The organism is Janthinobacterium sp. GW823-FHT01H08 (assembly GCF_058797855.1).
Map to the genome: position 1 here is coordinate 2,660,021 of NZ_CM179504.1, position 25,909 is coordinate 2,685,929.

The window sequence follows — 25,909 nt, forward strand, 5'->3', positions numbered from 1 at the left end:
GGATTTTTAAATCGTTTAAATGATTTATATAGTTTAGCAACTGAATTTGCCAACTTTTTCAGTTGGCACAGTCATGACAAGACAAGAGGCCAGTATGTATGCAGCGGTGGACCTGGGGTCCAACAGTTTTCGTTTACACGTCGGCAAGCATGATGGCGACACCATCCGCGTGGTCAAGAGCGTGCGCGATCCGATACGCCTGGCCGCAGGCCTGGACGCCAATGGCGACCTGACCGAAGCGGCCATGCAGGGCGCACTGGCCTGCCTGCAGCGCTTTCGCGCCATTCTCGCCGGCTTCGAACTCGATGCCGTGCGCGTGGTGGCCACGTCGGCCATGCGCGTGGCACGCAACGGCGCCGTCTTCCTGCCGCTGGCCGAGCAAGCCATCGGCTACCCGATCGAGATCATCTCGGGCGAGGAAGAGGGCCGCCTGATTTACATGGGCGTGGCCAATGCGCTGGCCATTCCCGGCGAACGCCGGCTGGTGATGGATATCGGCGGCGGTTCGACCGAACTGATACTGGGGCGCGGCAACGATATCGAACGCGTCGAATCCTTCAGCCTGGGCACGGTCAAGCAAAGCTTGTCGTTCTTCATCGGCGGACGCATCGACGCGCCGTCGTTCGAGGCGGCCATTCTGTCGGCGCGCAGCCATTTCGAGGATGCCGCGCCGCCGTACCATCCGCAGCACTGGAAGACGGCTTACGGCTCTTCCGGCACCATCCGCACCATCGCCGACATCATCGCCCGCAACAAGCTTGGTGACGGCTTGCTCACCAGCGTCAGCCTCGATGCGCTGGCGCGCCGCTTCATCGAAATCGGTCATACCAGCCGCATCGACATGCCGGGCTTGCGCCCCGACCGCGCCAGCACCATCGTCGGCGGCCTGGCCATCCTGATCGGCTTGTTCCGCGAACTGGCCATTCCCGCCATGACGCCGATCGAGGCGGGTTTGCGCATGGGCGTGATGTGGGACCTGTACCTGCGTTCGACCAAGCGCGACCGCCGCGAACAGTCGGTGCAGGGCTGCATGGAGAAATTCCATATCGACCAGCAGCGCGCCGGCCGGGTGGCCGAGCAGGCGCTGGCCATGTACGCGCAGCTCAAGCCCACGTCCGATGCCCTCGTGAAATGCCTGCGCTGGAGCAGCCTGCTGCACGAGGTGGGTCTGGCCGTGTCGCAGACGGGCTATCACAAGCACGCATCCTACATCGTGGAAAATGCGGACTTGCCCGGTTTTACCACGCGCGAACAGAAGACCATGAGCCGGCTGATCCTGGCGCAGAAGGGCAACTTGCGCAAGATCGGCGAGGTGCTGTCCGACCCCGATTTCGCCAAGGCCGTGCTGGCGCTGCGCCTGTCGATTCTGCTCATGCATGCGCGCATCGAGGCCGATTTCAGCGAACTGCGCCTGCGCATGAAGAGCCGCATCGAACTCGACATCAAGCGCGGCTGGGTGGCGCACCATCCCACCGTGTCGTTCTGGATCGAGAAGGAGCAGGAATTCTGGGATGAGGTCGGGGTCGATTTCACCATCCGCGCCAGCGCCTAGAAGGTCATGGCATGCGCATGACTTGATGTGCAGCAAGCAAGATTTCAAAAAACAGTATATATTGTTTATATTATTTACTAGATTGGAGAATTCATGACCAAAACCACCCCAGCGAAAAAGGCCGACAGCGCGCCCGTATCGATGTTCCCGACAAGCGCATCGATCAACGCGGCAGCGGCCAAGGCCGCACCGGCTGCCAAGCCTGCAGTGAAGCCCGCCGCGAAGCCGGCAGCCAAGCCGGTGGCCAAGGCCGCCGTCAAGCCAGTGGCCGCCAAACCGGCCGCTGCGAAACCTGTGGCCGCCAAGCCCGCCGCCGCCAAGGCGCCTGCCGCCAAGCCGGCGGCCAAGGCCGTCGTGGCCAAACCTGTCGCCAAGGCCGCTGCCAAGCCGGCCGCCAAGACGGCAGTAAAAACCGTTGCCAAGCCAGCGGCCAAGGTTGCTGCAAAGCCCGCCGCCAAGCCGGCAGCGAAAACCGCCGTCAAACCGGCTGCCAAGGCCGCCGCCAAGCCTGCGCCAGCGAAAAAAACGCCGGTCGCCAAGGTCGCCGTCGTCAAGGAAAAAGCCCGCAAGCCGAAACTGGTGCGTGACAGCTTCACCATGCCGGAAGCAGAATACGAAGTCCTGGGCCAGGTCAAGAAAGCCTGCCTGAAGGCCGGATTCGAGATCAAGAAAAGCGAATTGCTGCGCATCGGCGTGGCGCTGATCAGCCAGATCGACCTGGCCACGCTGCAAAACGTGCTGGCCGGTTTGCCGCAGCTGAAAACGGGCCGTCCGAAGAAGGATTGATGGCGCGGGCAGGGGCCGCCCCCTGCCTGGCCGTTCTGGTTTACCATGGGGCCTGTGATAGTTCCCCATGGTTGCCATGTCAGAAGAAACAGAGATCGAACGCGCCGGCTTCGTCCAGCGCGCCATTGTCCGCCACTGCGGCGGCGAATCCACTGCCGCCATCGACCACGTCGCCGAGGAAATCCCCGTCGCGCTGGTCTTCAATGGCATTTCCCACGTCGTCATGATGGCCACCCCGCGCGACCTGGAAGCGTTTGCCTACGGTTTCGCGCTGACGGAAGGCGTGGTGGCATCGGCTGCCGCCATCTTCGATTGCGAAGTGTTGCTGCGTCCCGATTCCGCCGAAGTGGCTTTGAACATCGCGCAGGAGGATTTCGTGCGCCTGAAGGACCGGCGCCGCCAGCTGACGGGCCGCACGGGCTGCGGCGTATGCGGCATCGACAGCATCGACATGCTCGATTTGCGGCCCGCGGCGCTGCCGCCGTCCCTGATCCGCGTCGACTTGCCCGCCGCGCTGGCGCGCGCATCGGCCGGCTTGCGCGAGCACCAGGCGCTGATGCGGGAAACGGGCGGCGTGCACGCGGCCGCGTGGTGCACGCCCGACGGCGACATCGTGCACGTGTTCGAGGATGTCGGCCGGCACAATGGTCTCGACAAGCTGATTGGCTACCTGGCGCTGCACGATATCGACATGCGGCGCGGCTTCGTCTTCCTGTCCAGCCGTGGCAGCTACGAGCTGGCGCGCAAGGCGGCGCGCATGCAGATACCCTTGCTGGCGACGATTTCCGCCCCCAGTTCGCTGGCCATTTCCATCGCCACGCAGGCCGGCATGAAGCTGGTGGGTTTCTGCCGCCAGGACGCGTACGTGGACTACACGCCGGATATCGTCATCTGAACATTCGCCGCTTGTAGCAGCACCGGCACGGACTTCGACGTCGGCGTGCCGGCGCCGTCGGCCGTGCTGGCCGGCGGCACCAGCGCATTCGTCTCCGGGTAGTAGGCGCCCAGGCAGCCGCGCGGGATGTCATAGGCGACCAGCCGGAAACCGTCGGCCCGGCGTGCCACGCCATCGTCCCAGCCGCCTATCAAATCGACCATGTCGCCATCCGTAAAATCCAGCATGGCGATATCGGCTGCATTGGCGGCGACGGCCTTGGCGCCGTTTTCGCAAATGGCGAACGTGGACGCGTGGTGGCGGTCGGGCCAGGCGCAGCCGGGGCAATCGAAACCGTCCGGCTGGTTTTGCGCCAGCAGCGCCTTCAGATTCCCGGGCGCGACGCGCTCCTGGCGCAGGCTGATGGCCGCGTGTTTCAAGGCGTCCCAGCCGGCGGCAGGCTTGGTGTAGGGCGTGATGTGGACGGCGTCGGTGTCTGTCATGGGCTCTTTCGGCCGGGCGAGTGTGGTAATTATGCACGATCCCCACATGGCATTGCCTTGCGTCATGGAAATGACATTCGGCTGTCATTTTCCTGACATATTAGGCAAGTACGCTGGAGTCGTCTTGATCACAGGGGGATGAAACCATGCAAAACATAATCGCATCAAACGAAGCCAAGGCCCGGCCGGTCCAGCTGGTGCTGAGCCAGGCCTCCACGGCGGCGGAATTGCGCGAAGTCCAGCGTTTGCGTTACAAGGTGTTTATCGAGACGATGGGATTGACGTCGCTGGCCAACGCCGATGGCCTCGACAGCGATGAATTCGACGCGCACTGCGATCACCTGATCGTGCGCGACGCCGACACCCTGAAAGTGGTGGGCACCTACCGCGTGCTGAGCGCGGCCAAGGCGGCCAAGATCGGCCGCCTGTATGCGGAAAACGAGTTCGACCTGAGCCGCCTGAAGAACCTGCGCGGGCGCATGGTCGAAGCGGGCCGCGCCTGCATCCACCCGAAATACCGGGGCGGCAGCGTGATCATGCTGCTGTGGTCGGGCCTGGCCGAATACATGCGCCGCGAGCGCTGCGACTACCTGGTCGGCTGCGCCAGCATCAGCCTGGCCGATGGCGGCCACAACGCCGTCGCCGTGTACCAGGCGCTGGCGGAAAAGCACATGGCCCCAAGCGAGTACCGCGTCACGCCGCACCTGCCTTTCCCCATCCACCAGGTGGAAGCGGCGCACAAGCCGCAAGTGCCGCCGCTGATCAAGGGCTATCTGCGTTCGGGCGCCTGGATTTGCGGCGAACCGGCGTGGGACCCTGATTTCGAAAGCGCCGACATGTTCATGATGATGCCGCTGGCGAATCTGGACGAGCGCTATGCGCGCCATTACGGGGTGGTGCCTGGCTAAGGCTGCCAGGGCTCGCGCCGGGCAGTGAGGCCTGCAGCTGGCTGGCCAGCGCCTGCACGGCGCTGCGCAAGCCGGTCTCCGCGCCGTCGGGCGGCAGCAGTTCGAGCAGGAAGCGCAGCGGCGCCGTGATCGTTTCGGGTTCGCCGATGCTGCCGTGGCGCCGCACGGCGTCGTGGTACAGGGCCAGGAAGGCGGCGCGCGCGGGCGCGTCGAAGGGCTGGCCGTCCGGCGCCTGCCACAGGGCCGCCAGCAGGGCGGCGCGCACGGGGGCGCCGGCGTCGATGGCGCGGTGTTCATCCGCGTGGCGCTGGCGCGCATAGGCGATGGCGTCGTGCAGCAAGTCGCCCAGCTGCGGATCGAGCGCGCGCCAGGCGCCGCCGTCGCCATGGGCTTTCAGCAGCAGGGCGCCCGCCAGCGCCTGGAAAATCAGGTCGCAGTCGGCCGCGCCGCTGCGCCGCCGCGCTTCTTCCAGCGCGGCCAGGCAGGCGTCCGTCATGGCGCGCAGGGCCGATGCGCCGGAGTTTCCTTCGCGGCAGGCCAGGCGCGCCTGCAAGGCCCAGTAGCGTCCCAGCAGGGCCAGGCGCTGCGCCGTGGGCGCCAGCGCCACCAGCAGGTCGATATGCTGTTTTCCATCCTGCAGCAGCTGGCGTCCCTGGGCCGGGTCGGGCACGGCGGGCACTTCGATGCCGGCGCCCGCATCGAGGCCGCACAGGGCCGCGCCCTGGCGTATCTCCAGTTCCGCCCAGTGCGCGAGCGCGCGCAAGCCCACCTTGCCGTCGGCCGCGCTGTGCGCCGCCCGGTAGTGTTCGATGGCGCGCAGGGTGTTCTCCAGTCCACCGAGACCGGCGCGCGTGGCGGCCATGTTTTCGCGGATGTCGGCGCAGCCGAAGAAGCGCGCGCGCACGGCTTCCTCGATGCTGCCCAGCTTTTCCTCGATGGCCGCGCGGCGCGCAGGATCGGCGCCCGCCAGGCGCGCGTGCAGGGTTTCCAGGTCGGCCAGCAAATGGCCGTGGTAGTGGTAATCGGGCGCTTGCCAGGGCCGGCTCTGCGTGTTCGGAAAGCGGTAGCGGTCGTCGCCGTACGCCTGGTAGGCGCCCCAGGTGTTCGAGGCGGGGAACTGCAGATACGCCGCCTCGCGCGCCAGGCGCACGGCGTCGCCGAAGTATTCGCCGCTCAGCATGGCGTGATAAAAGCTGTGCGCGAAGATGCTGGCCGCCTGGTCGTCGATGCGCCAGCCGGCCGCGATCACCGCCTGCGAACCCATTTCAATGAAGGCCGTGGCCAGGCTGGCGGCCAGTTTCGACCATGGCGCGATGGCGTCCGGGCGCATGTCGCCCAGGTGGCAGCAATTGATGAAGACGAATTGCGGCACGCGCTTCAATTTCCCCACCTGCGCCGCCGTCAGCCGCGTCTTCGGTCCCAGCACCAGGCCCGTATGGGCGATGCCGGGGCCGGCCACTTCGCCATGGCCGGCCAGGTGGATGGCGAAATAGCTCTCGTCGAACAGGTGCACCAGCACGCGCTGCGCCTGCGGGCGCAGCAGCTCGCGTACCTGGTAGCCGTACGCGCCGAACATGCGCGCCACGTCCTGCGCCTCGGCCTGCGCGGCGGGCAGCTCGGGCAGGCCGGAATCGGTGTCGCCGATCACCAGCACGCTGTTGCTGGGCGGGCTGACGGCCGGCGGCTGCTCGCGCAGGCTGGCCAGCTGGCGCACCATGCCGATGCGCGTCGACAGGGGGCTTTCCTCGCTGCCCGCCTCGTCGCGCATCAGCTCCCACGGGTAGATGGCGGCGCTCTGGTCGACGGCCAGGATCAGGCCGCGCATCTCGGGGATGGCCGCCTTCAGGCCATTGGGCAGCATCAGTTCGTACAGCGCGCGCGACAGGCCCGGCTGGTCGGTGGTGTTGTCGGTGGCATCCATGATCAGGCCATCGACGGCTTGCCGCTGGTTCGGCTCCTCGTCGACGCTGTTGTGGGCGCGGTCCGTCAGCACGGTGAAGCGCAGGGCGCCGGACAGATCGGCGGCGACGATCTGCACGCGGCGCCAGCCGTTATCGCCGCTCAGGCTGGGCAGAATGCGCCGGTAGCCGCCGGGGCTGTGGCGGATGCGCCGCTCGAACGTGAAGCTGCCCTGGTAGCGCGCCTCGGCCATGATCTGTTCGATGGCCACGGCGGCGGCGATGGCGCGCGCCTCGGACTGTTCGTAGATGGCGATATGGCCGATGCGGCAGGTCATGCCCGCGTCTTCGAGGCGCCGGTTGGCGCTGCGCGCGCCGTCGATCAGGGCCCGCGCGCACAGGGCGATGCTCAAGCCGCCGTAGCCGGAACCGGACAGCAGGCTGGCCACGCGCAAGCCGTGCTCGCCCATCGGCGGCGTGGCCACATGGCCGGCGGCGCGCACCTGCAGGCAGACGCACGCGTATTCGAGCAGGCCGCCGGCAAAGGCGCGCGCCAGTTCGCCCGGCGTCAGCTCGCCCAGCGCGCCCAGGCCGATGACGATGGCGCCGCCGGGCCGGCGCGCCGCATCGGGCTGCAGCACCACGAGGGCGGAGTCGGGACGCTGCGGGAAGCGCCCGAGCGCGTGGATTTCCTGCAGCTTGCCGGCCAGCAGGCGGTCGAGAAAGCTCATGCTGCCGCGCAGCGATTCGGACGCGTAGCAGCCGCTCATGACGGGCGCATCGGCCGAGGCCATGCTGCCGTGGATGACGGATAGGCTCAGCTGCGGCGCGCTGCTTTCCGGCGCGCTGGCGGGGCCGGCGGCGCCGATGGCCGCATCGAGCAGTTCCTGCGGCTGCGGGTACAGCGGCGTGGCGTCGGGCACGTAGGGATGGAAGCGGGGCGGGGCGCCGCCAGGCACGTGCGGCGGGTGCCGGGGCAGGGCGGCGCCCTGGCCGCCGTCGAGCAGCTGCGCGATGGCCGGATAGTATTCTTTTTGCAGCAGCAGGTCGCCATGCGCCACCGGCAGGTAGCAGGCCGCCACGCCGTCCGGCACCGCGCCTTGCCAGGCCGTGCGGCCATCGCCGTCCGGCGACCAGGCCGTCTCGATGGCGCCGTCGCGCAGGCGCAGCGCCACCGGCGTGTCGGCGCAGCCGGCCAGGTAGCTGCAATGGCGCGCGTCGAGCGGGGCCGCTTCCAGCAGCGCCACGGTGGCGCGCGCGGCGGCCAGCGCCGGCGCCTCGGGCGCCTGCCAGCCGCCGGGCAGGCCCGCTTGCGCGTCGCCGGTGGCCAGCTGCGCCCAGGCGCCGGCGTCGAAATAATCGATGCCGCCCGCCTGCGGCCACGGCAGCATGTCGAGCACGCCGGGAAAGGCGCGCACGAAGCCGAGAAACTGGCGCCGCGTGTGCTTCCAGCCGATCCAGCAGGCCAGCATCTGCACCAGCCGGTCACGCCCCAGCAGCACTTGCACCATCGCCTGCGTGCCACGGTTGGCCGTGCCCACCTGCAGCAATCGGCTGCCGGGCAGGGCGCCGAAGCGCTGCCAGCGGTCCTTCAGGGCCAGGCGCGCCACCAGTCCACCCATGCCGTGGGCGACGATGCGCAAGGGCTGGCCGCGCTGTTCGGCATCGCGCATGGCGTCGTCGAGCACGGGCAGGAAGGCGCGGCACGACTCCTGCAGCGACAAGCGCCAGTCATAGGTAAAGGGCCGCACTTCCTGGCTTTGCGCGAGAAAGCGGGCGAACGGTTCATAGCAGGACTCGAGCCAGCCGGCGCTGACGATGTGCGGCTGGCCCACGGCCAGGCGTTCGATGCGCCCTTCGACCAGGTTGACGGGGTCGAACCAGATGCGGTTGCTGCCCACTTGCAGGTGGCTGCCCATGATGTCGGGCAGCAGCAGCACGATGGGCGCGTGCGCGCGCCGTTTCGGCACTTCGCCGCCGCGCGCCAGCGGGCCGTGCTCGATGCCGGGCAGCGGCTGGTAGGCGGTCTCGTCGCCGGCGAGCGCCTGCACGGCGGCCTGGCTCGATGGCGCGCGCTCGAAGTAGTTCAGGTGGTGCGTGTGCGGCCCGCGCAGCAGCAGTTGCCGCACGGGCGTGCTGCGCGTGGCGCCGCCGGCCATCGAGGCGCAATTGACCACCAGGTCGTTCTGCCCGCCGTACAGCTGGTCGTCGAGGCAGTCGCCCAGCCAGCCCAGCAGGCCGTCGCCGCTGCACGCGCCGGCCAGCACGTGCAGCGGACTGGCCACGCGCACGTCGGGCGCGTTGAGCAGCGCCACCAGGGGCGAGTCGGGCATCATCGCTTCCAGTCCCGGCAGGATGCGCGCGTCGCAGCGCTGCTGCACCACGGCCAGCAGGAAGGCCATGGCGCCGTCGGGAACGCCGCCGTGCAGCAGCAGGTTGAACATCACGCTGGCCCAGCGGTCCAGGCGGCCCGACATCAGGGTGGTGCCGCGCGACGGGCAAGCCACGCGCACGAAACGGGCGATGCGGATGGCGCGTGTTTTCAGTTCCACGCTCAATTCGCGCAGGCGCACCGCATCCGCGTCGTAGCCGCCGCGTCCGCCCAGCCGCGCCTGTGCCGTGAAGTGTTCGATATCGTGGCTGTTGAACGCTTCGCCGCCCACCGTGTTTTCGCTCAATCGCTCCAGGCCGTCGCCGGCCAGGTCGACGGCGCCGCGGCTGTCGATGCGCTGCGCCCGGGCCAGCAATTCGCCCACCAGGCCGCCGCGCGAATGGGTCAGCAGGTGCAGCACGGCGCCGTGCGGCAACTGGCGCACGAGGGCCAGCGCGTTCTCGATGGGACTGTCGCTGAGGCTGCGGTGCTCATAGCCGTAGATGCGGTTGCCGTACTGCGCCGCCAGTTGCGGCGCCAGGCCGTTGCGCCACAGGCCGGCAAAGCTGCGCTGGGTCGACGAGGCCGTGCCGTGCAACAGCAGCAGCACCGGTTCCGGCCCGGCGGGCAGGCTGGCGACGGCCGTCATGCCGCCCGCCTCGATGCCGCAGCGGTACAGGCCCAGCCGTTGTTCCAGCTGGCGGTCCTGGAAGGCGCCGGCCGCCGCCAGCGCCGTCATGGCGGCGGCGCCGCAGCGGTACACGCGCACGGCCCGCAGCATCCAGGCGCCCAGGCCGTCGCGGCTGGCGCCGGGCGGCGGGCGCGCCGCCTGCGGGCGCAGGGCCAGCCCCACTTCGATGCTGGCGGGCGCGCCGTCGCGCGCCAGCGTGGCCGGCCCCAGGTAGCGTGGCAGGTCCAGGCTGCCTGCCAGCAGCGAACTGCCGTCGCACAGCAGCAGCTGCACCACGTCGGCCGGGCCGATATCGAGGGCGATGCGGCAGCTGCCGATGCCGCGCGCGCTCGACAGCACGTGGGTTTCGCTGTGCCAGCCGGGCGCGGCGGGGCAATCGCCGGCGCTGGCGAGGGGATCGCGCGTGAGCGTCAGGCGCAGCACGGGCGGCGCAAGGGGATTGCTGGACATGCGGTTGGGATCACTGGTTAAAAGCTGACCTTGATGCCTGCGCGGACTATGCGTGTTGTGTCAGATCAAGTATGTGTGGAAATGCAGGGGGAGAAGCTGGGAGGGCTGGCGCGGCAGGGCAGAGAAACGGTCAGCATGGTTTGGGCTGGGTCTCTTCGCTATCGTGCTCGGATGTTGTGCGGTGAGCGAACTACGCGAATTGTATGGCAAAAGTTCATGGCGCCGGGGACCTGGGTGCCTGGCATGGCATTACAACAGCGGGTGGTTCAATGGACTGGTGTGGCGGACAGTTCCTTCAGTTCGCGGATGGTGATGTCCGATTTTTCATGCATGCGCAATAAAATCGTTGCACCGACCGACAGTTTGCCGTGCCGAATCTTGCTGATGATGGGAGGCTGAACTTCCAGGACGCGGCACAGTTCCGCATCATTTTTCAAGTTCAGCTTCTCGATCAGGGTATCGAGCAGCTTGTTCGGCACAAAACTCGATGGTTCGAGCGCACGCGCCCGGTTCATCGCTTCAATCATTTCCAGCTTCTTTTGTCGAACGTTCATTTACTCCTCCTTCAGGTTATGCAAGGGACGAGACCACTTTATATGGTCCCGGCTATAGTTCGTCATCGCAGTACGGCTGTCTGGGTGACGTGACAACATTCGCGTTACAACATTGATAACCAGGCAAGTGTTTTCAATAATACTACGATAACAAAACTTGTGACAGATGGTCAGTTAAATTAACCGATTGTTTGATCAATTTGGTTGACGGTTGTTGTATTTTGTAAGCCGCTTTTCGTCAGAATCATGGTCCGGTCCGCCATTTCGGCGGCGGCCAGCGAGTGCGTGACCATGATCGCGCAGCTGCCGTTGGCCTTGATTTCGGCGCGCAGCAATTGCAGGATGCTGTGCGCCGTGTCCGGGTCGAGGTTGCCGGTGGGCTCATCGGCCAGCACCAGCGCCGGCTTGTGCACGAGTGCGCGGGCGATGGCCACGCGCTGCATTTCGCCGCCCGACAATTGCTGCGGAAAGTCGCCGCCGCGTCCGCCCAGGCCGACGGCCTCGAGCATGCTGGCGGCACGCTCCTGGGGCAGTCCGTTGAGCAGCAGCGGCAGGGCCACGTTTTGCAGCAGGGTCAGGTGCGGCAAGACGTGGAAAGCCTGGAAGATAAAGCCCATGCGGGCGCGACGCAGCCGGGTGGCGGCGGCGTCATCGAGGCTGGACATGGCAATGCCGTCCACCAGGATAGGGTGCGCTTCGGCACCCGCATCGGGCGTATCGAGGCCGGCGATCAGGTTCAGCAAGGTCGACTTGCCCACGCCCGAATCGCCCATGATGGCGATGAATTCCCCCGCCTTGAAGCGGCAGGAAATGTTGGCCAGCACGGGACGGGCATTGGCATAGGACTTCGACAGATGGCGCAATTCGAGCATGGTGATCTTGATTAATAACGGCTATCGTAAAGGGAGGCACGCGGGGGAGAGGGGGGCCTGGGAACTGCAAGGGGCGCGGATTGTTTGGCCGGCAATGTGTAGTATACGACAGCCTTATCATTTTTGCTGGGTAATACCAATTTTATGTGCATGCCGGCTGTTCGACCTTAAGTTACCTGCCGCACGGCTGGCTTGCGCGGATTCCGCTATGATGGAAAAAAGTCATCGGCAAGGCGCCCGCACACCGCTGCGGCAGGGGCGGCGCGCCCGGTGGCTGACCGTGCAAGCCCTTCGTGAACCTCATATTGACGACGCCAGCCCATGACCATGCCACTCGCGCAACAGCAGTCCGATTTGTATCCCGCCAGCAACGCCAGCGCGGCCAGCGCCACTCCTGTCACGATAGCCGAGATCAGCGCAGGACTGTTGGCGCGCGATGCCTGGACGTCGCCCAAGTACCTATACGACGCGCTCGGCTCGAAACTGTTCGAAGCCATCTGCGCCTTGCCCGAGTACTATCCGACGCGTACCGAGGCGGCCATCTTCGCGCGCCACGGCGCCGAGATCGCGCACGCCGTGGGGCCGGGCAGCACCCTGATCGACCTGGGCGCGGGCAACTGCGCCAAGGCCGCCAGCCTGTTTCCGCTGCTGCATCCGGCTCAATATGTGGCCGTGGATATTTCCTACGATTTTCTCAGTGAATCGCTGAGCCGGCTGCAGCAGCGCTTTCCGCATATCGAGATGACCGGTCTGGGCCTGGATTTCTCCAGCCGCCTGGACTTGCCCGACAGCGTGCGCGAGGCGCGGCGCCTGTTCTTCTATCCCGGCTCGTCCATCGGCAATTTTGCGCCTGAGCAAGCGACCGCTTTTTTGCGCCGCCTGCGCGCGAACGCGGACGGCGATGGCGGCCTGCTGATCGGCGTCGACCTGATCAAGGAGGATGCCATCCTCGACGCCGCCTATGACGACGCGCTGGGCGTCACGGCCGCCTTCAACCTGAACATGCTGCGCCACGTGAACGGCCTGATCGGCGCCGACTTCGACGTGCGCGCGTGGCGGCACCACGGCTTTTTCAACGCCGACGAGCACCGCGTCGAGATGCACCTGGAAGCACGCAGCGAACAAGTTGTCCATTGGAAAGGTGGCCAGCGCCGTTTCGCGAAAGGTGAACGCATCCATACAGAGGACAGCTATAAATATACGCGCCCGGCCTTCGTCGGCTTGCTGGAGCAGGCGGGGTTTTCCACCGTGCAAGTCTGGACGGACCCGCAGCAGTGGTTTGCCGTCATTTATGCGCGCATCATCAGGGACTAAGAAAAAGATGCTGATCGATCATTACAATACAGTGCGCCAGCACTCGCTGCGGCTGGCCGAACCCCTGTCCGACGAGGATTGCGGCGCCCAGTCGATGCCGGACGCCAGTCCCGTCAAATGGCACCTCGCGCATACGACCTGGTTTTTCGAAACGTTTATCCTGGAAAGCATGGAAGCGGCGTTCGCGCCATTCCACCCGGCTTTCCGCGTGCTGTTCAACTCGTATTACAACGGCGTGGGCGAGAAGCACCCGCGCGCCCAGCGGGGCTTGCTGACGCGCCCCGGCATGGCGCAGGTGCGCGCTTACCGGGCCGACGTCGATGCGCGCATCGCGCGCCTGCTGGCGGGCGAACTGGCGCGCGACGAACGCGAACGGCTGACCATGCTGCTGGCGCTGGGCCTGGAACACGAGCAGCAGCACCAGGAATTGCTGTTGACGGACGTCAAACACTTGCTGGCGCAGAGCGCCCTGTTTCCCGCCTATCTAGACGGCGCGGTGGCGCCAGCGCAGGAGCACGCGCAGCCCACGGCCTGGCTCGCCTTCGACGGCGGCCTGGCGCAGATCGGCCATGCGGGCGACGGCTTTTGTTTTGACAATGAATTGCCGCGCCACCCGCAATACGTGGCGCCGTTCGAACTGGCCAGCGCGCTGGTGACGAATGGGGAATTTCTCGCCTTTATCGAGGCGGGCGGCTACCGCACGGCGCATTGGTGGCTGGCTGAAGGCTGGGACTGGGTCCGCACGCAACAGCTGTCCTGCCCGCTGTACTGGCAGTGCGACGAGGCGGGCCGCTGGCAGGAATTCACTTTATCCGGCTTGCGCCCGCTGGACCCGCAGGCGCCGGCCACGCACTTGTCGCTGTTCGAGGCCGATGCGTATGCGCACTGGGCCGGTGCGCGCCTGCCGACGGAAGCGGAGTGGGAAGTGGCGGCGCAGGGCGTCGACATGCAGGTGGGCCAGCTGCATCCGGCGGCCGGCGCGCCGGGAACGGGACTGCGGCAGATGTTCGGCCATTGCTGGCAATGGACCAGCAGCAGCTATGCGCCGTACCCGGGCTACCGCACGGCGCCCGGGGCGCTGGGCGAATACAACGGCAAGTTCATGCTGAACCAGTATGTGCTGCGCGGCTCGTCGTGCGCCACGCCGGCTGGCCATGCGCGCGCCAGTTACCGCAATTTCTTCCCGGCCGGCGCGCGCTGGCAATTTACGGGCATCCGCCTGGCGCGCCAGGTGGAATAAGCAAAGGTGGAATAAGCAACTTAGTGCAGGCGCGGGACGGCGGGCGCGTCAGGGCGGGGCGGTGCCTTGGCGCTGGCGTTCTGCTCGAGCTTGAACTGGCTGACGAGGGTTTCCAGGTCGCCCGCCTGTTCATGCATGGCCGCCGCCGCCGCGGCCGCTTCCTCGACCAGGGCCGCGTTCTGTTGCGTCGTCTGGTCCATCTGCATGATGGCCGCATTGATCTGCTCGATGCCTTCGCTCTGCTCGTGGTTGGCGACGCTGATTTCACCGACGATGGCGCTGACCCGGCCCACGCTGGCCACCACTTCATCCATCGTGGCGCCCGCCTGGCTGACCAGCTGCGCGCCCTGGCCGACCCGCGTGACGGAGTCGGCAATGAGTTCCTTGATCTCTTTAGCCGCCGCCGCCGAGCGCTGCGCCAGGTTGCGCACTTCGGATGCCACGACGGCAAAGCCGCGGCCTTGCTCGCCGGCACGCGCCGCTTCCACGGCCGCATTCAGTGCCAGGATATTCGTCTGGAAAGCGATGCCGTCGATGACGGCGATGATGTCGACGATCTTGCGCGACGAAGCATTGATGGCGTCCATGGTGCCGATCACTTCCGCCATGGCCGAGCCGCCGCGCTGCGCAATGGCCGACGCCGAGCGGGCCAGGCTGTCGGCCTGGCGCGCATTGTCGCTGTTGCTGCGCACGGTGCCCGTCAGTTCAATCATCGACGAGGCGGTCTCTTCCAGCGCGCTGGCCTGCGCCTCGGTGCGGGCCGACAGGTCGGCATTGCCGCTGGCGATCTGGCTCGACGCCACGGCGATCGTACCCGTGCCGCCGCGCACTTGCCCCACGAGGGTGGCCAGGTTGGTGTTCATGTCGCGCAAGGCCTGCAGCAGCTGGGCCGCTTCATCCTTGCCGTCGGCCACGATCTTGCTGCTCAAGTCGCCTCCAGCCACGGCTTGCGCCACGCGCAGTGCATACGCGATCGGCGTGGTGATCGAGCGCGTGACCCGCCAGGCAAAGAGCACGCCCAGCAGCAGGGCGGCCGTGCCCAGGCTGGCCATCAGCACATTCGCCGCGGAAATATTCTGCTGGATTTGCTGGCCGCCATGCACGACCACGCCGCGCTGGATTTCATTCAGGCGGTTCACCGTCTTTTGCAGTTGGTTCAGGGCGGGCAGGGTATCGTCGCGCACGTGCTTGGCCGCTTCCGCGCGCTGCCCCGCCACCAGCAGCTTGTCTGCCTGGCTGAACGAGACGACATAGGCCTTGCGCTGCTGCTTCAGGGTGGCCAGCAGTTCCTTGCCTTCCGGCAGCACGATCAGGCGGTCGAGGATGGCCAGCGCATCGGTGATGGTGGCCTTGTTGGCATCGATTTCGCCATGGATGGCGTTGGCGCGGGCTGGATCTTCATGGATGAACAGTTCCAGCACCAATGCCGCGTTCGAACGCGTCGTGCTGCGGATGGTGGCGATGGCGTCCGCCTTGGCCCAGTCTTTCTCGATGATGGACTCGCTGAGCGCGCCGATCTTGTCCAGCCGGAACAGGCCCGTTCCCACCAGCACTGCCATCAGCAGCAGCACCACGCCAAAGCCGGCACCCAGGCGCGCGCCTATCTTCATATCCGTCAATTTCATACTCATTCACTCATTCCCTCGGTAGCGAAAGTAATCCTCAAGAAATTATTGGCAATTTATAGCGAACAGAAACAGATGTGATGCTAGGCGCGCTCTGCGACGCAGTGCAAGCACTGCTAGCGGAGGGCAACAAAGCAGCACGCTGTTTATGGAAGCTAGAAATGACAAGAATTTATTGGGGGTTACTTTTAAATCTGTCCCCGGTGGTCTTATTATGAGTCGATTATACGGCGCGTGATACTTCTTTTGCAGCAACAATTGCCTTGCGGAAATGAAAAAGCGGCACGGCGATCAAGCCGTACCGCTTTTTTTCCCTGTGCGAGAGGGAATGCAGTCCTTAGACGGCGCTCGCCGCCACGTTGGCCGTTGTTGTTTTTTCGGCTTCCGTCTGCCCGATGCGGCGGTTCACGGCCGACAGCACGGCCTTGAACGAGGCGGTGACGATGTTGCTGTCGATGGCGGCGCCGAACAGGGTCGGGCCGTTATCGAGGCGCAATTCCACGTAGCACGCCGCTTGCGCGTTGGCGCCGGAGCCGATCGAGTGTTCGTGGTAATCCATCAGCTTGATGTCGAGACCGAGCGCATTGACGAAGGCGTCGATGGGGCCGTTGCCGCCGCCTTGCAGGGCCAATGGCGTCTGGCGGTGCGACAGGCTGATGTCGATCTGCACGGACTCGTCGCTGCTGGTGTCTTCCACCATGCGGTGCGAAGCGTAGGCGTACGGCGCCGTTTGCTCCAGGTATTCCTTCTGGAAGATTTCATGGATATCCTGCGCGGCGATTTCGCGGCCCGTGGCGTCGGCCACGGCTTGCACGGCGCGCGAGAATTCGATCTGCAGGCGGCGCGGCAAGACCAGGCCGTATTCCTGTTCCAGCAAGTACGCCATGCCGCCCTTGCCGGACTGGCTGTTGACGCGGATCACGGCATCGTAGCTGCGGCCCAGATCGGCCGGGTCGATCGGCAGGTACGGCACTTCCCAGATGCTGTCCGGTTGTTGCTTGGCGAAACCTTTCTTGATCGCATCCTGGTGCGAGCCGGAGAAGGCCGTAAACACCAGGTCGCCCGCATACGGATGGCGCGGATGGACGGGCAACTGGTTGCATTCTTCCACGCACTTGCGCACGGTATCGATATCGGAGAAATCCAGGCCCGGGTGCACGCCCTGCGTGTACAAGTTCATCGCCAGGGTGACGAGATCGACGTTGCCCGTGCGCTCGCCATTGCCGAACAAGCAGCCTTCGACGCGGTCGGCGCCCGCCATCACGGCCAGCTCGGCCGAGGCGACGGCCGTGCCGCGGTCGTTATGCGGGTGCACGCTGATGATGATGGAATCGCGGCGCGCCAGTTTGCGTGACATCCATTCGATCTGGTCCGCATACACGTTGGGCGTGCTGCATTCCACGGTCGATGGCAGGTTGATGATCATCTTGTTGGCGGGCGTCGGCTTCCAGATGGCGCTGACGGCGTCGCAGATATGCTTGGAGAAATCGAGTTCCGTGGTGGAAAACGATTCCGGCGTGTATTCAAAGCCCCATTCCGTTTCCGGATGCTGGGCCACCAGCTGTTTTACGAGGGTAGTGCCGGTGGTGGCGATAGTCGTGATTTCTTCGCGCGACATGCCGAACACGACCTTGCGGAACACTGGCGCCACGGAGTTGTACAGGTGGACGATGGCGCGTTTGGCGCCGACGACGGATTCCACCGTGCGGCGGATCAATTCTTCGCGCGACTGGGTCAGCACGATGATGGTGACGTCGTCCGGAATGCGGCCTTCATCGACGAGCTTGCGCACGAAATCGAAATCCGTCTGCGATGCCGATGGGAAACCCACTTCGATTTCCTTCAGGCCGATGGCGATCAGCATCTCGAAGAACCGCAGCTTCTTTTCCGCGCTCATCGGCTCGATCAAGGACTGATTGCCGTCGCGCAAGTCGGTGCTCATCCAGATCGGCGGTTTGCTGATGATCTGGTTCGGCCATTGACGGTCGGTCAATTTAACTGGAGGAAAGGCGCGGTATTTGGAAGCTGGGTTTTGCAACATCATGATCGGGTACTCCTGAAGATAGGGGGGAAATCAATGGTTGTGGCGCAAGCTTGCCGGGCGGCCACGCAACACTAGGCCAGGCAAGCGATCGTTAGCGGTAGCAGTGCGGCCGCGATGCCGGCAGGGGCGGTCGCAGCGGGGATTACGTGTACGTATGGGGATGGTGCAAACATCATCAAACCTTCCAGGGTTTTTGAAACACGCCGGCGTGTGGCCAGGCGAAGCAATGCGGCAAACTTATGCGCGTGCTAGTAGTAGTCGCGATAGCGACAGCAGGGAAGGGGAAGAATGTTTGAAGGAGGACATGCACTCAATGTAAGGGATGTCGGGCGGGGCTGTCAAGCGTTTCCGTTTTACATGTAGTGCACGTGTGATGCCCCGTTCGGCATTTCCTGCCGCGCGCGTTCCAGGCAGCGCCGCAACAGGGCCGCATCGCGGGGCAGCCGCGACGCGAGCCCCTGCCAGCCCAGCAGCTCCAGTTGTTGCGGCATGTCCACCAGGCCCGTGATGGCATCCCATAACGCATCCCAGTTCATGCCGTAGAAGGAAGGGAAATCCAGTGCGGCCGCCAGCGCCGCGTGCAACTGGCGCGCGGTGTTGATCTCGCTCAAGTCGATTGTCACCAGCGCCGGTCGATTCACAATATGCCCTTGAGCAAGTTCTGCAGGTTTTGCCGCATGCCGCCCACCACCGCCTCGTGCTGCTCCAGGATGGCGGGCGTATCCTTGAATGGTGCCGGGTCCAGGTACAGGCGCGGCAAGTCGGCCACGGCCACGCCGCGCGGGCCGCCGCGCAGGATCTCGTCCACATGCTTGTTGATCGCGTGGATGGCAGCCTGGACGCGCGGCGTGGAAGATGCCGCCAGGCAGGCGGCCAGCGCGGCGTCGAGTTCGGCGCGCGCGGGCGCCTGCGGCAGCACGGGGGCGGCGATCTGTTCCAGCGGCGACATGTTGACGGCTGGCTTGCGGTAGGCCAGCAGGGTATCGAGCGCCATCAGCCGGTGTGCGCCGCCCCGTTGCAGCCAGTCAACGATTTGCGGCCACGGCGTGTCCAGCAGGGCCGCCGCCACGCCCCATTGCCCCGCCACGGGCGAGCCGATATTGGCGTCGATCCAGGCGATTGCGGCCGGATTGCCCGTGTAGGCCAGCAGGATGGCGTTCGACGAGCGCAGCGCGGGCGCCTGCGTGGCGAGGATGGCGCTCAGCCAGGCGAGGGCGCCGTCGGGCGGCTGCCCCGATAGCTGTTGTGCAAATGGGGCGCTCAGGACGCGGCTGTCGGAAAATTGATATTCGTTGGACATGTTGACTGATTCGGCGAGTGAGAGGCGGTTGGGACGATTCTGCATGCGAGCCAGCTACCCCGCGGGTACTCTTCGCTTGGCCCATGGACCGGACGCTGCTATTGCTCCGATTTTTGGCAGCGTGCGGAAAATGGCAAGGCGGTGCTGTTTTCAAACGGAGAATTGAATTCGCCCTTTACTTGCGTCAAGTTGCCGCTAAAGCGCATGGTCAGCGGGCCGCTGCTTGGTCCCGCGTCATATGTGCAAGACAAGCTGTCGCCGCTTTGCCGGCAATCGTAGAAATTACTCGCTTTGCCGCGCCCGTCAATGATGTGGGTGCCTTGCGCGCCGTGCCGGTCGGGGGCGTCGAAGCTGAGTTCAATCGTGTGCTCCCCCTGATCATTGGGAATCTGTATGTTACCCGTGCAGGTAACGCCCGCCATCCTTTCCGCGATGCTATCTGGGCGCTGCGCCGCGGCGGGGGTGGCGTTGGCGCAGGCTGCGCCGAGCAGGACGGCAACGAGCAAGCATGGGTGCGCGATGAAGCGGAACAGGTCTGTTTTCATAAGCCAGGAGGTGGGGAGGTGGGAAACCAGGCGCCAGTCTAGCAGCCGGCGTGGCGCGCACGGTTCGCAATCTTGTCACTATAAACATTTAAGACCGCCTTCAGTGCGGCCGGCCCCGCTTGCGCTACAATCGGCTCTCCTTTATTGCCACTGCCGCGCGCGGTTCTCTTCTGCCACCATGTTCCCTAAACGCCTGACCCTGCTTGCCCTGGCCGCCTTCGTGCTGGCCGGCTGCGATACCACCGCCCCGAAACCCGTACAAGTATTGACGCCGCCCGAACCCGTCGTCGCTCCCCGCAAGATCAAGATCGGCCTGGCGCTGGGCGGCGGCGCGGCGCGCGGTTTTGCGCACATCGGCGTGATCAAGGCGCTCGAATCGCAGGGTATACATGCCGACATCGTCACCGGCACCAGCGCCGGCAGCGTGGTGGGCGCCCTGTATGCGGCAGGCAATTCCGGCTTCGTCCTGCAAAAGATGGCCTTCGACATGGACGAGGCGGCCATTTCCGACTGGGCCTTGCCCCTGTTCGGCAAGTCGTCCGGCGTGCTGAAAGGCGAAGCGCTGCAAAGCTATGTCAACAAGGCGGTCGGCGGCGTGTCGCTGGAAAAGCTGAAGATTCCGTTTGGCGTGGTGGCGACCGATCTGAAGAATGGCCAGCCGATCCTGTTCCAGCGCGGCAACACCGGCATGGCCGTGCGCGCCTCGTCGGCCGTGCCCGGCGTGTTCCAGCCCGTGACGATCGCCGGCCATACCTATGTCGATGGCGGCCTCGTCGCTCCCGTGCCCGTGCGCTTTGCGCGCGACATGGGCGCCGACTTCATCATCGCCGTGAATATTTCGTCGCAAACGGATACGCAAAAGGCCATCAGTTCGATGGAAGTCATCATGCAAACCTTCGCCATCATGGGTCAGCGCATCAACCAGTTCGAATTGAAAGATGCGGACGTGGTGATCCAGCCCAGCCTGGGCACCATGAAAGGGAACGATTTCAACAGCCGCAACCAGGCCATCCTGGCGGGCGAGCAGGCGACGTTTGCCGTCATGGCGCAACTCAAGCAAAAGCTGAAAGCCAAACGCGAGCAGTAGGCGATGGCGCCGCTGCGCATTTCGTATACAATTTTGTTTCAACATAACAAGGATGCACCATGCAATCGAAACCGATTTTGACCCTGGACGACGTAAAGAAAATCGCTGCCGCCGCCGAAGCGGAAGCGGTCAAGAATAACTGGGCGGTCACGATCGCCATCGTCGACGACGGCGGCCACCTGCTGTGGCTGCAGCGCATGGACGGCGTGGCGCCGATCTCGTCGCACATCGCCCCATCGAAAGCCAAGACGGCCGCGCTGGGCCGCCGCGAATCGCGCATCTATGAAGAGATGATCAACGGCGGCCGCGTGTCGTTCCTGAGCGCGCCGGAAATCGACGGCTTGCTCGAAGGCGGCGTGCCCATCGTGTACGACGGCCACTACGTGGGCGCCGTCGGCGTCTCGGGTGTCAAGTCAGCCGAGGACGCGCAAATTGCCAAAGCGGGCATCGCCGCTTTGACGGCCTAAGTAGTAACCGATATTGCTTTGCAAGCCGCTCCGCGCAAGCCGGGCGGCTTTTTTCATGGGGCGCAGAATTTATGTTGCTGCGCAAAAAAATGCCGGGCTTTCTGAATTTTCTTCCTTGTGGAAAAGCTTCCTTTTGGTTATAATTCAAAGGTTTAGCCAATCACACATATACCGTAGCGACTACCCATCCCCTCATTCAAAATGACCGTTGAAACACCCTGAGTGCATCTGGCTCGGGTATCTAGGCGGTCGGTCTGACGTGGCGCAGCTACGGTAACTTTATCAGGAGTTGCCCTTGCCGCCATTTTTTTCTGGCCCTGCCGTTCCAGCCATATTAGCGCTTGCTGATGGAACGATCTTTAAAGGTTTTTCGATCGGTGCCGCCGGTCATACCACGGGCGAGGTTGTTTTCAACACCTCGATGACCGGGTATCAGGAAATCCTTACCGACCCAAGCTATTGCCGCCAGATGGTCACCCTGACCTATCCGCATATCGGCAATACGGGCGTCAATCCCGAAGACGTCGAGTCTTCCAAGGTACACGCCGCTGGCCTCATCATCCGCGATCTGCCATTGCTGGCATCCAATTTCCGTTCCACGCTCTCCCTGTCCGATTACCTGAAAGCTGAAAATATCGTCGCCATCGCCGGCATCGATACACGCAAGCTCACGCGCATCCTGCGTGAAAAAGGTGCGCAGGGCGGTGCCATCCTCGTCGGTACGCAAGGCAACGAGCCATCTAGCGCCCAAGCGCTGGAACTGGCCCGCTCCTTCCCCGGCCTGGCCGGCATGGACCTGGCCAAGGTCGTCTCGGCCAAGGCGCCGTATGAATACCGCGAAACGGAATGGACCCTGGGCGAAGGCTACGGCCAGCTGGCTGACGCGGACGCGAAATACCACGTGGTCGCCTTCGACTACGGCGTCAAGCGCAACATCCTGCGCATGCTGACGGCGCGCGGCTGCAAAGTCACCGTGCTGCCCGCGCAAGCGACGGCGGCCGACGCCCTGGCACTGAATCCGGACGGCATCTTCCTGTCGAACGGCCCCGGCGACCCGGAACCGTGCGACTACGCCATCGCGGCGACCCGCGAGTTGATCGAGAAGGGTATCCCGACCTTCGGCATCTGCCTTGGCCACCAGATCATGGCGCTCGCTTCCGGCGCGAAAACCTTGAAGATGAAGTTCGGCCACCACGGCGCCAACCACCCGGTGCAAGACCTGGAAACGAAGCAGGTCTTGATTACCTCGCAAAACCACGGTTTCGCGGTCGACGCGGCAACTCTGCCCGCGAATTGCCGCGTGACCCATGAATCGCTGTTCGACGGCTCCCTGCAGGGCTTTGCCCGCACGGACAAGCCGGCCTTCTGCTTCCAGGGCCACCCTGAAGCGTCGCCGGGCCCGATGGATGTTGCTTACCTGTTTGACCGCTTCATCAACTTGATGGCTGCGGAGGAGAAAAAGAAAAATGCCTAAACGTTTAGATATCAAAAGTATTCTGATTATTGGCGCTGGCCCGATCGTGATCGGCCAGGCCTGCGAATTCGATTATTCCGGCGCGCAAGCGTGCAAGGCCCTGCGCGAAGAGGGCTACAAAGTCATCCTGGTCAACAGCAATCCTGCGACCATCATGACGGACCCGGAAATGGCCGACGTGACCTACATCGAACCGATCACCTGGTCGGTTGTCGAGCGCATCATCGCCAAGGAGCGTCCTGACGCGATCCTGCCGACGATGGGCGGCCAGACGGCGCTGAACTGCGCGCTGGACCTGTTCAACAATGGCGTGCTGGCAAAATACAACGTCGAGCTGATCGGCGCGTCGCCGGAAGCCATCGACAAGGCCGAAGACCGCTCGAAGTTCAAGGACGCGATGACCAAGATCGGCCTCGGTTCGGCCCGTTCCGGCGTGGCGCACTCGATGGAAGAATCGTGGGCCGTGCAGCGCACCCTGGGCTTCCCGACCATCATCCGTCCATCGTTCACCATGGGCGGTTCCGGCGGCGGCATCGCCTACAACGAAGAAGAATTCGAAACCATCTGCAAGCGCGGCCTGGAAGCATCGCCGACGAAAGAGCTGCTGATCGAAGAATCGCTGCTGGGCTGGAAAGAGTACGAGATGGAAGTGGTGCGCGACAAGGCGGACAACTGCATCATCATCTGCTCGATCGAAAACCTCGACCCGATGGGCGTGCACACGGGCGACTCGATTACCGTCGCTCCTGCGCAAACGCTGACGGACAAGGAATACCAGATCATGCGCAATGCCAGTCTGGCAGTGCTGCGCGAGATCGGCGTCGACACGGGCGGCTCGAACGTGCAATTCTCGATCAACCCCGTCGATGGCCGCATGATCGTCATCGAGATGAATCCGCGCGTGTCGCGTTCGTCGGCCCTGGCATCGAAAGCGACGGGTTTCCCGATCGCCAAGATCGCCGCCAAGCTGGCCGTCGGTTTCACCCTGGACGAGCTGCGCAATGAAATCACGGGCGGCGCCACGCCGGCATCGTTCGAACCGTCGATCGATTACGTCGTCACCAAGATTCCCCGTTTCACGTTCGAGAAATTCCCGACCGCCGACCACCACCTGACGACGCAGATGAAATCCGTCGGCGAAGTGATGGCCATCGGCCGTACCTTCCAGGAATCGTTCCAGAAAGCCTTGCGCGGCCTGGAAGTGGGCGTGGATGGCATGAACGAGAAGACCAAGGACCGCGAAAAGATCGAAGAAGAACTGGGCGAGCCTGGTCCTGAGCGTATCTGGTACGTGGGCGACGCGTTTGCCCAGGGTTTTACCCTGGAAGAAGTGCACCAGCTGACCAAGATCGATCCATGGTTCCTGATCCAGATCAAGGAAATCGTCGACCTGGAATTGTGGCTGGACACGCAGAAGCTGGAAAACCTGGACAAGAACACCTTGTACAAGTTGAAGCAGAAGGGCTTCTCGGACCGCCGCCTGGGCTTCCTGTTACAGACGACCGACACGGCCGTGCGCCAGCAGCGCCATGCGCTTAACATCCGTCCCGTCTACAAGCGCGTCGACACCTGCGCGGCCGAGTTTTCGACCGACACGGCGTACATGTATTCCACGTACGACGAAGAGTGCGAATCGAACCCGACCGACAAGAAAAAGATCATGGTGCTGGGCGGTGGCCCGAACCGTATCGGCCAGGGTATCGAGTTTGACTATTGCTGCGTCCACGCGGCCCTCGCCATGCGCGAAGACGGCTACGAAACCATCATGGTCAATTGCAACCCGGAAACGGTTTCCACCGACTACGATACTTCGGACCGCCTGTACTTCGAGTCCTTGACCCTGGAAGACGTGCTGGAAATCGTCGCCATCGAAAAACCGGTCGGCGTGATCGTGCAGTACGGCGGCCAGACGCCATTGAAGCTGGCGCTGGACCTGGAAGCGAATGGCGTGCCCATCATCGGCACCTCGCCCGACATGATCGATGCGGCCGAAGACCGCGAGCGTTTCCAGCAGATGCTGCACAAGCTGGAACTGCGCCAGCCGCCTAACCGCACCGCGCGCACGGAAGCCGACGCCCTGGCGCTGGCGCAGGAAATCGGCTACCCGCTGGTCGTGCGTCCATCGTACGTGCTGGGCGGGCGCGCGATGGAAATCGTCCACGAGCAACGCGACCTCGAGCGCTACATGCGCGAAGCCGTCAAGGTTTCGCACGATTCGCCCGTGCTGCTGGACCGCTTCCTGAACGACGCCATCGAGTGCGACGTCGATTGCATCTCCGACGGCGAAACGACCTTCATCGGCGGCGTGATGGAACACATCGAACAGGCTGGCGTCCACTCGGGCGACTCGGCTTGCTCCTTGCCGCCATACTCGCTGGCACCGGAAACCATTGAAGAACTGAAACGCCAGACGGCGCTGATGGCCAAGGGTTTGAACGTGGTCGGCCTGATGAACGTGCAGTTCGCGATCCAGAAACAGGAGATCGATGGCGCAATGAAAGACGTCGTCTTCGTGCTGGAAGTCAATCCACGCGCGTCGCGCACCGTGCCTTTCGTCTCGAAAGCCACCGGTCTGCAACTGGCGAAGATCGCCGCCCGCTGCATGGTCGGCCAATCGCTGGCGTCGCAGGGCATCACGCAGGAAGTCGTGCCGCCATATTTCAGCGTCAAGGAAGCTGTGTTCCCGTTCGTCAAGTTCCCGGGCGTGGACACCATCCTCGGCCCTGAAATGAAATCGACGGGCGAAGTCATGGGCGTAGGCCTGACGTTCGGCGAAGCGTTTGTGAAATCGCAACTGGGCGCCGGCGTCAACCTGCCAAAATCGGGCAAGGTCTTCATCAGCGTGAAAGCGTCGGACAAGCCGCGCGCCGTGCAAGTGGCGCGCGACCTGGTCGAGTCCGGTTTCACAGTGGTCGCCACCAAGGGCACCGCCGCCGTGATCGCTGCTGCCGGCATCGCCGTCACGCCAGTGAACAAGGTGATCGAAGGCCGTCCGCACGTGGTCGACATGATCAAGAACCATGAAATCGTGCTGGTGATCAACACCGTGGAAGAAAAGCGCAGCGCCATCGTCGATTCGCGGGCCATCCGCACCTCGGCCCTGGCCTCGCGCGTGACGACCTACACGACCATCGCGGGCGCGGAAGCGGCCGTCGAAGGCATCCGCCATCTGGATGAGTTGCGTGTGTATGATTTGCAAGGTCTGCACAAGACCTTGAACTAAGTGCGTTTGCAGTGACCGCCGTTAGGCGGTACACTGCATGCTTATCAACCACAGAGTTCCGTGCAGAGCAGCGCGCGGCCTCTGTGGTTTTCACTTGGTAAGTCCGTTAACCGTGGCAAAACACGGACAAC

At 64.3% G+C, this 25,909-nt stretch carries 19 protein-coding genes; 10 read left to right on the plus strand and 9 right to left on the minus strand.

From position 1 onward, the window contains the following. Nucleotides 1–94 precede the first annotated feature (94 nt). From AC3RCG_RS11980 to fdhD, 3 genes are all read left to right on the plus strand, one after another. On the plus strand, nt 95–1,552 hold the full coding sequence (locus tag AC3RCG_RS11980; protein WP_492404025.1) for a Ppx/GppA phosphatase family protein: 1,458 nt from the start codon (nt 95–97) through the stop codon (nt 1,550–1,552). A gap of 93 nt (nt 1,553–1,645) precedes the next feature. Beyond that, the gene (locus AC3RCG_RS11985) at nt 1,646–2,338 is read left to right on the plus strand and encodes a hypothetical protein (RefSeq protein WP_492403879.1); all 693 of its coding nucleotides are present in this window, start codon (nt 1,646–1,648) and stop codon (nt 2,336–2,338) included. Between the two features lie 76 nt (nt 2,339–2,414). Further along, the gene (gene fdhD, locus AC3RCG_RS11990) at nt 2,415–3,233 is read left to right on the plus strand and encodes a formate dehydrogenase accessory sulfurtransferase FdhD (protein WP_492403877.1); all 819 of its coding nucleotides are present in this window, start codon (nt 2,415–2,417) and stop codon (nt 3,231–3,233) included. Here fdhD and AC3RCG_RS11995 read toward each other — a convergent pair. Continuing rightward, a complete protein-coding gene (locus AC3RCG_RS11995) occupies nt 3,209–3,715 on the minus strand; it encodes a hypothetical protein (protein WP_492403875.1) in 507 nt (168 codons plus the stop codon). The two genes, fdhD and AC3RCG_RS11995, sit on opposite strands and share 25 nt — an antisense overlap. A 146-nt stretch (nt 3,716–3,861) precedes the next feature. Between AC3RCG_RS11995 and AC3RCG_RS12000 the strand changes: the two genes are divergently transcribed. After that, on the plus strand, nt 3,862–4,623 hold the full coding sequence (locus AC3RCG_RS12000; RefSeq protein ID WP_070219538.1) for a GNAT family N-acetyltransferase: 762 nt from the start codon (nt 3,862–3,864) through the stop codon (nt 4,621–4,623). Here AC3RCG_RS12000 and AC3RCG_RS12005 read toward each other — a convergent pair. The 3 genes from AC3RCG_RS12005 to AC3RCG_RS12015 form a co-directional block, all read right to left on the minus strand. Then, a complete protein-coding gene (locus tag AC3RCG_RS12005; protein WP_492403873.1) occupies nt 4,556–10,033 on the minus strand; it encodes a CHAT domain-containing protein in 5,478 nt (1,825 codons plus the stop codon). The two genes, AC3RCG_RS12000 and AC3RCG_RS12005, sit on opposite strands and share 68 nt — an antisense overlap. Before the next feature lie 266 nt (nt 10,034–10,299). Then, entirely contained in the window at nt 10,300–10,587 is a 288-nt protein-coding gene (locus AC3RCG_RS12010) for a hypothetical protein (protein ID WP_034757399.1), read from the minus strand. A 179-nt stretch (nt 10,588–10,766) separates the two neighbouring features. Next, on the minus strand, nt 10,767–11,459 hold the full coding sequence (locus tag AC3RCG_RS12015; protein ID WP_492403871.1) for an ABC transporter ATP-binding protein: 693 nt from the start codon (nt 11,457–11,459) through the stop codon (nt 10,767–10,769). A gap of 321 nt (nt 11,460–11,780) precedes the next feature. On the opposite strand from AC3RCG_RS12015, the gene egtD reads away from it, so the two are divergent. Both egtD and egtB read left to right on the plus strand, forming a co-directional pair. Continuing rightward, a complete protein-coding gene (egtD, locus tag AC3RCG_RS12020; RefSeq protein WP_083293744.1) occupies nt 11,781–12,773 on the plus strand; it encodes an L-histidine N(alpha)-methyltransferase in 993 nt (330 codons plus the stop codon). Nucleotides 12,774–12,780: 7 nt separating this feature from the next. Then, a complete protein-coding gene (egtB, locus tag AC3RCG_RS12025) occupies nt 12,781–14,013 on the plus strand; it encodes an ergothioneine biosynthesis protein EgtB (RefSeq protein ID WP_492403869.1) in 1,233 nt (410 codons plus the stop codon). 20 nt (nt 14,014–14,033) lie between these two features. On the opposite strand, the gene AC3RCG_RS12030 is transcribed toward egtB, so the two are convergent. From AC3RCG_RS12030 to AC3RCG_RS12050, 5 genes are all read right to left on the minus strand, one after another. Continuing rightward, entirely contained in the window at nt 14,034–15,638 is a 1,605-nt protein-coding gene (locus AC3RCG_RS12030; RefSeq protein ID WP_492404023.1) for a methyl-accepting chemotaxis protein, read from the minus strand. A 337-nt stretch (nt 15,639–15,975) separates the two neighbouring features. Continuing rightward, nucleotides 15,976–17,682 carry a 2-isopropylmalate synthase gene (gene leuA / locus AC3RCG_RS12035; RefSeq protein ID WP_070219528.1) on the minus strand — a complete coding sequence of 569 codons (1,707 nt, stop codon included), beginning with the start codon at nt 17,680–17,682 and terminating at the stop codon, nt 15,976–15,978. A gap of 353 nt (nt 17,683–18,035) precedes the next feature. Next, nucleotides 18,036–18,305, minus strand: a complete 270-nt coding sequence (locus tag AC3RCG_RS12040; RefSeq protein ID WP_492403866.1) for a barstar family protein — start codon at nt 18,303–18,305, stop codon at nt 18,036–18,038. A 14-nt stretch (nt 18,306–18,319) separates the two neighbouring features. Beyond that, the gene (locus AC3RCG_RS12045) at nt 18,320–18,982 is read right to left on the minus strand and encodes a hypothetical protein (RefSeq protein ID WP_492403864.1); all 663 of its coding nucleotides are present in this window, start codon (nt 18,980–18,982) and stop codon (nt 18,320–18,322) included. Nucleotides 18,983–19,080: 98 nt separating this feature from the next. Further along, nucleotides 19,081–19,527, minus strand: a complete 447-nt coding sequence (locus AC3RCG_RS12050; RefSeq protein WP_099408648.1) for a hypothetical protein — start codon at nt 19,525–19,527, stop codon at nt 19,081–19,083. 178 nt (nt 19,528–19,705) lie between these two features. Between AC3RCG_RS12050 and AC3RCG_RS12055 the strand changes: the two genes are divergently transcribed. The 4 genes from AC3RCG_RS12055 to carB all read left to right on the plus strand — a co-directional run bounded on the left by AC3RCG_RS12055 (nt 19,706) and on the right by carB (nt 25,778). Further along, nucleotides 19,706–20,614: a patatin-like phospholipase family protein gene (locus tag AC3RCG_RS12055; protein ID WP_099408647.1), complete on the plus strand. Its 909-nt coding sequence runs from the start codon at nt 19,706–19,708 to the stop codon at nt 20,612–20,614. A gap of 59 nt (nt 20,615–20,673) precedes the next feature. Then, entirely contained in the window at nt 20,674–21,081 is a 408-nt protein-coding gene (locus AC3RCG_RS12060; protein WP_070291679.1) for a GlcG/HbpS family heme-binding protein, read from the plus strand. Between the two features lie 295 nt (nt 21,082–21,376). After that, the gene (carA, locus tag AC3RCG_RS12065; protein ID WP_070219520.1) at nt 21,377–22,555 is read left to right on the plus strand and encodes a glutamine-hydrolyzing carbamoyl-phosphate synthase small subunit; all 1,179 of its coding nucleotides are present in this window, start codon (nt 21,377–21,379) and stop codon (nt 22,553–22,555) included. After that, entirely contained in the window at nt 22,548–25,778 is a 3,231-nt protein-coding gene (gene carB, locus AC3RCG_RS12070) for a carbamoyl-phosphate synthase large subunit (RefSeq protein ID WP_070219519.1), read from the plus strand. The genes carA and carB overlap by 8 nt, the downstream gene beginning before the upstream one ends. The last annotated feature ends 131 nt before the right edge of the window (nt 25,779–25,909 follow it).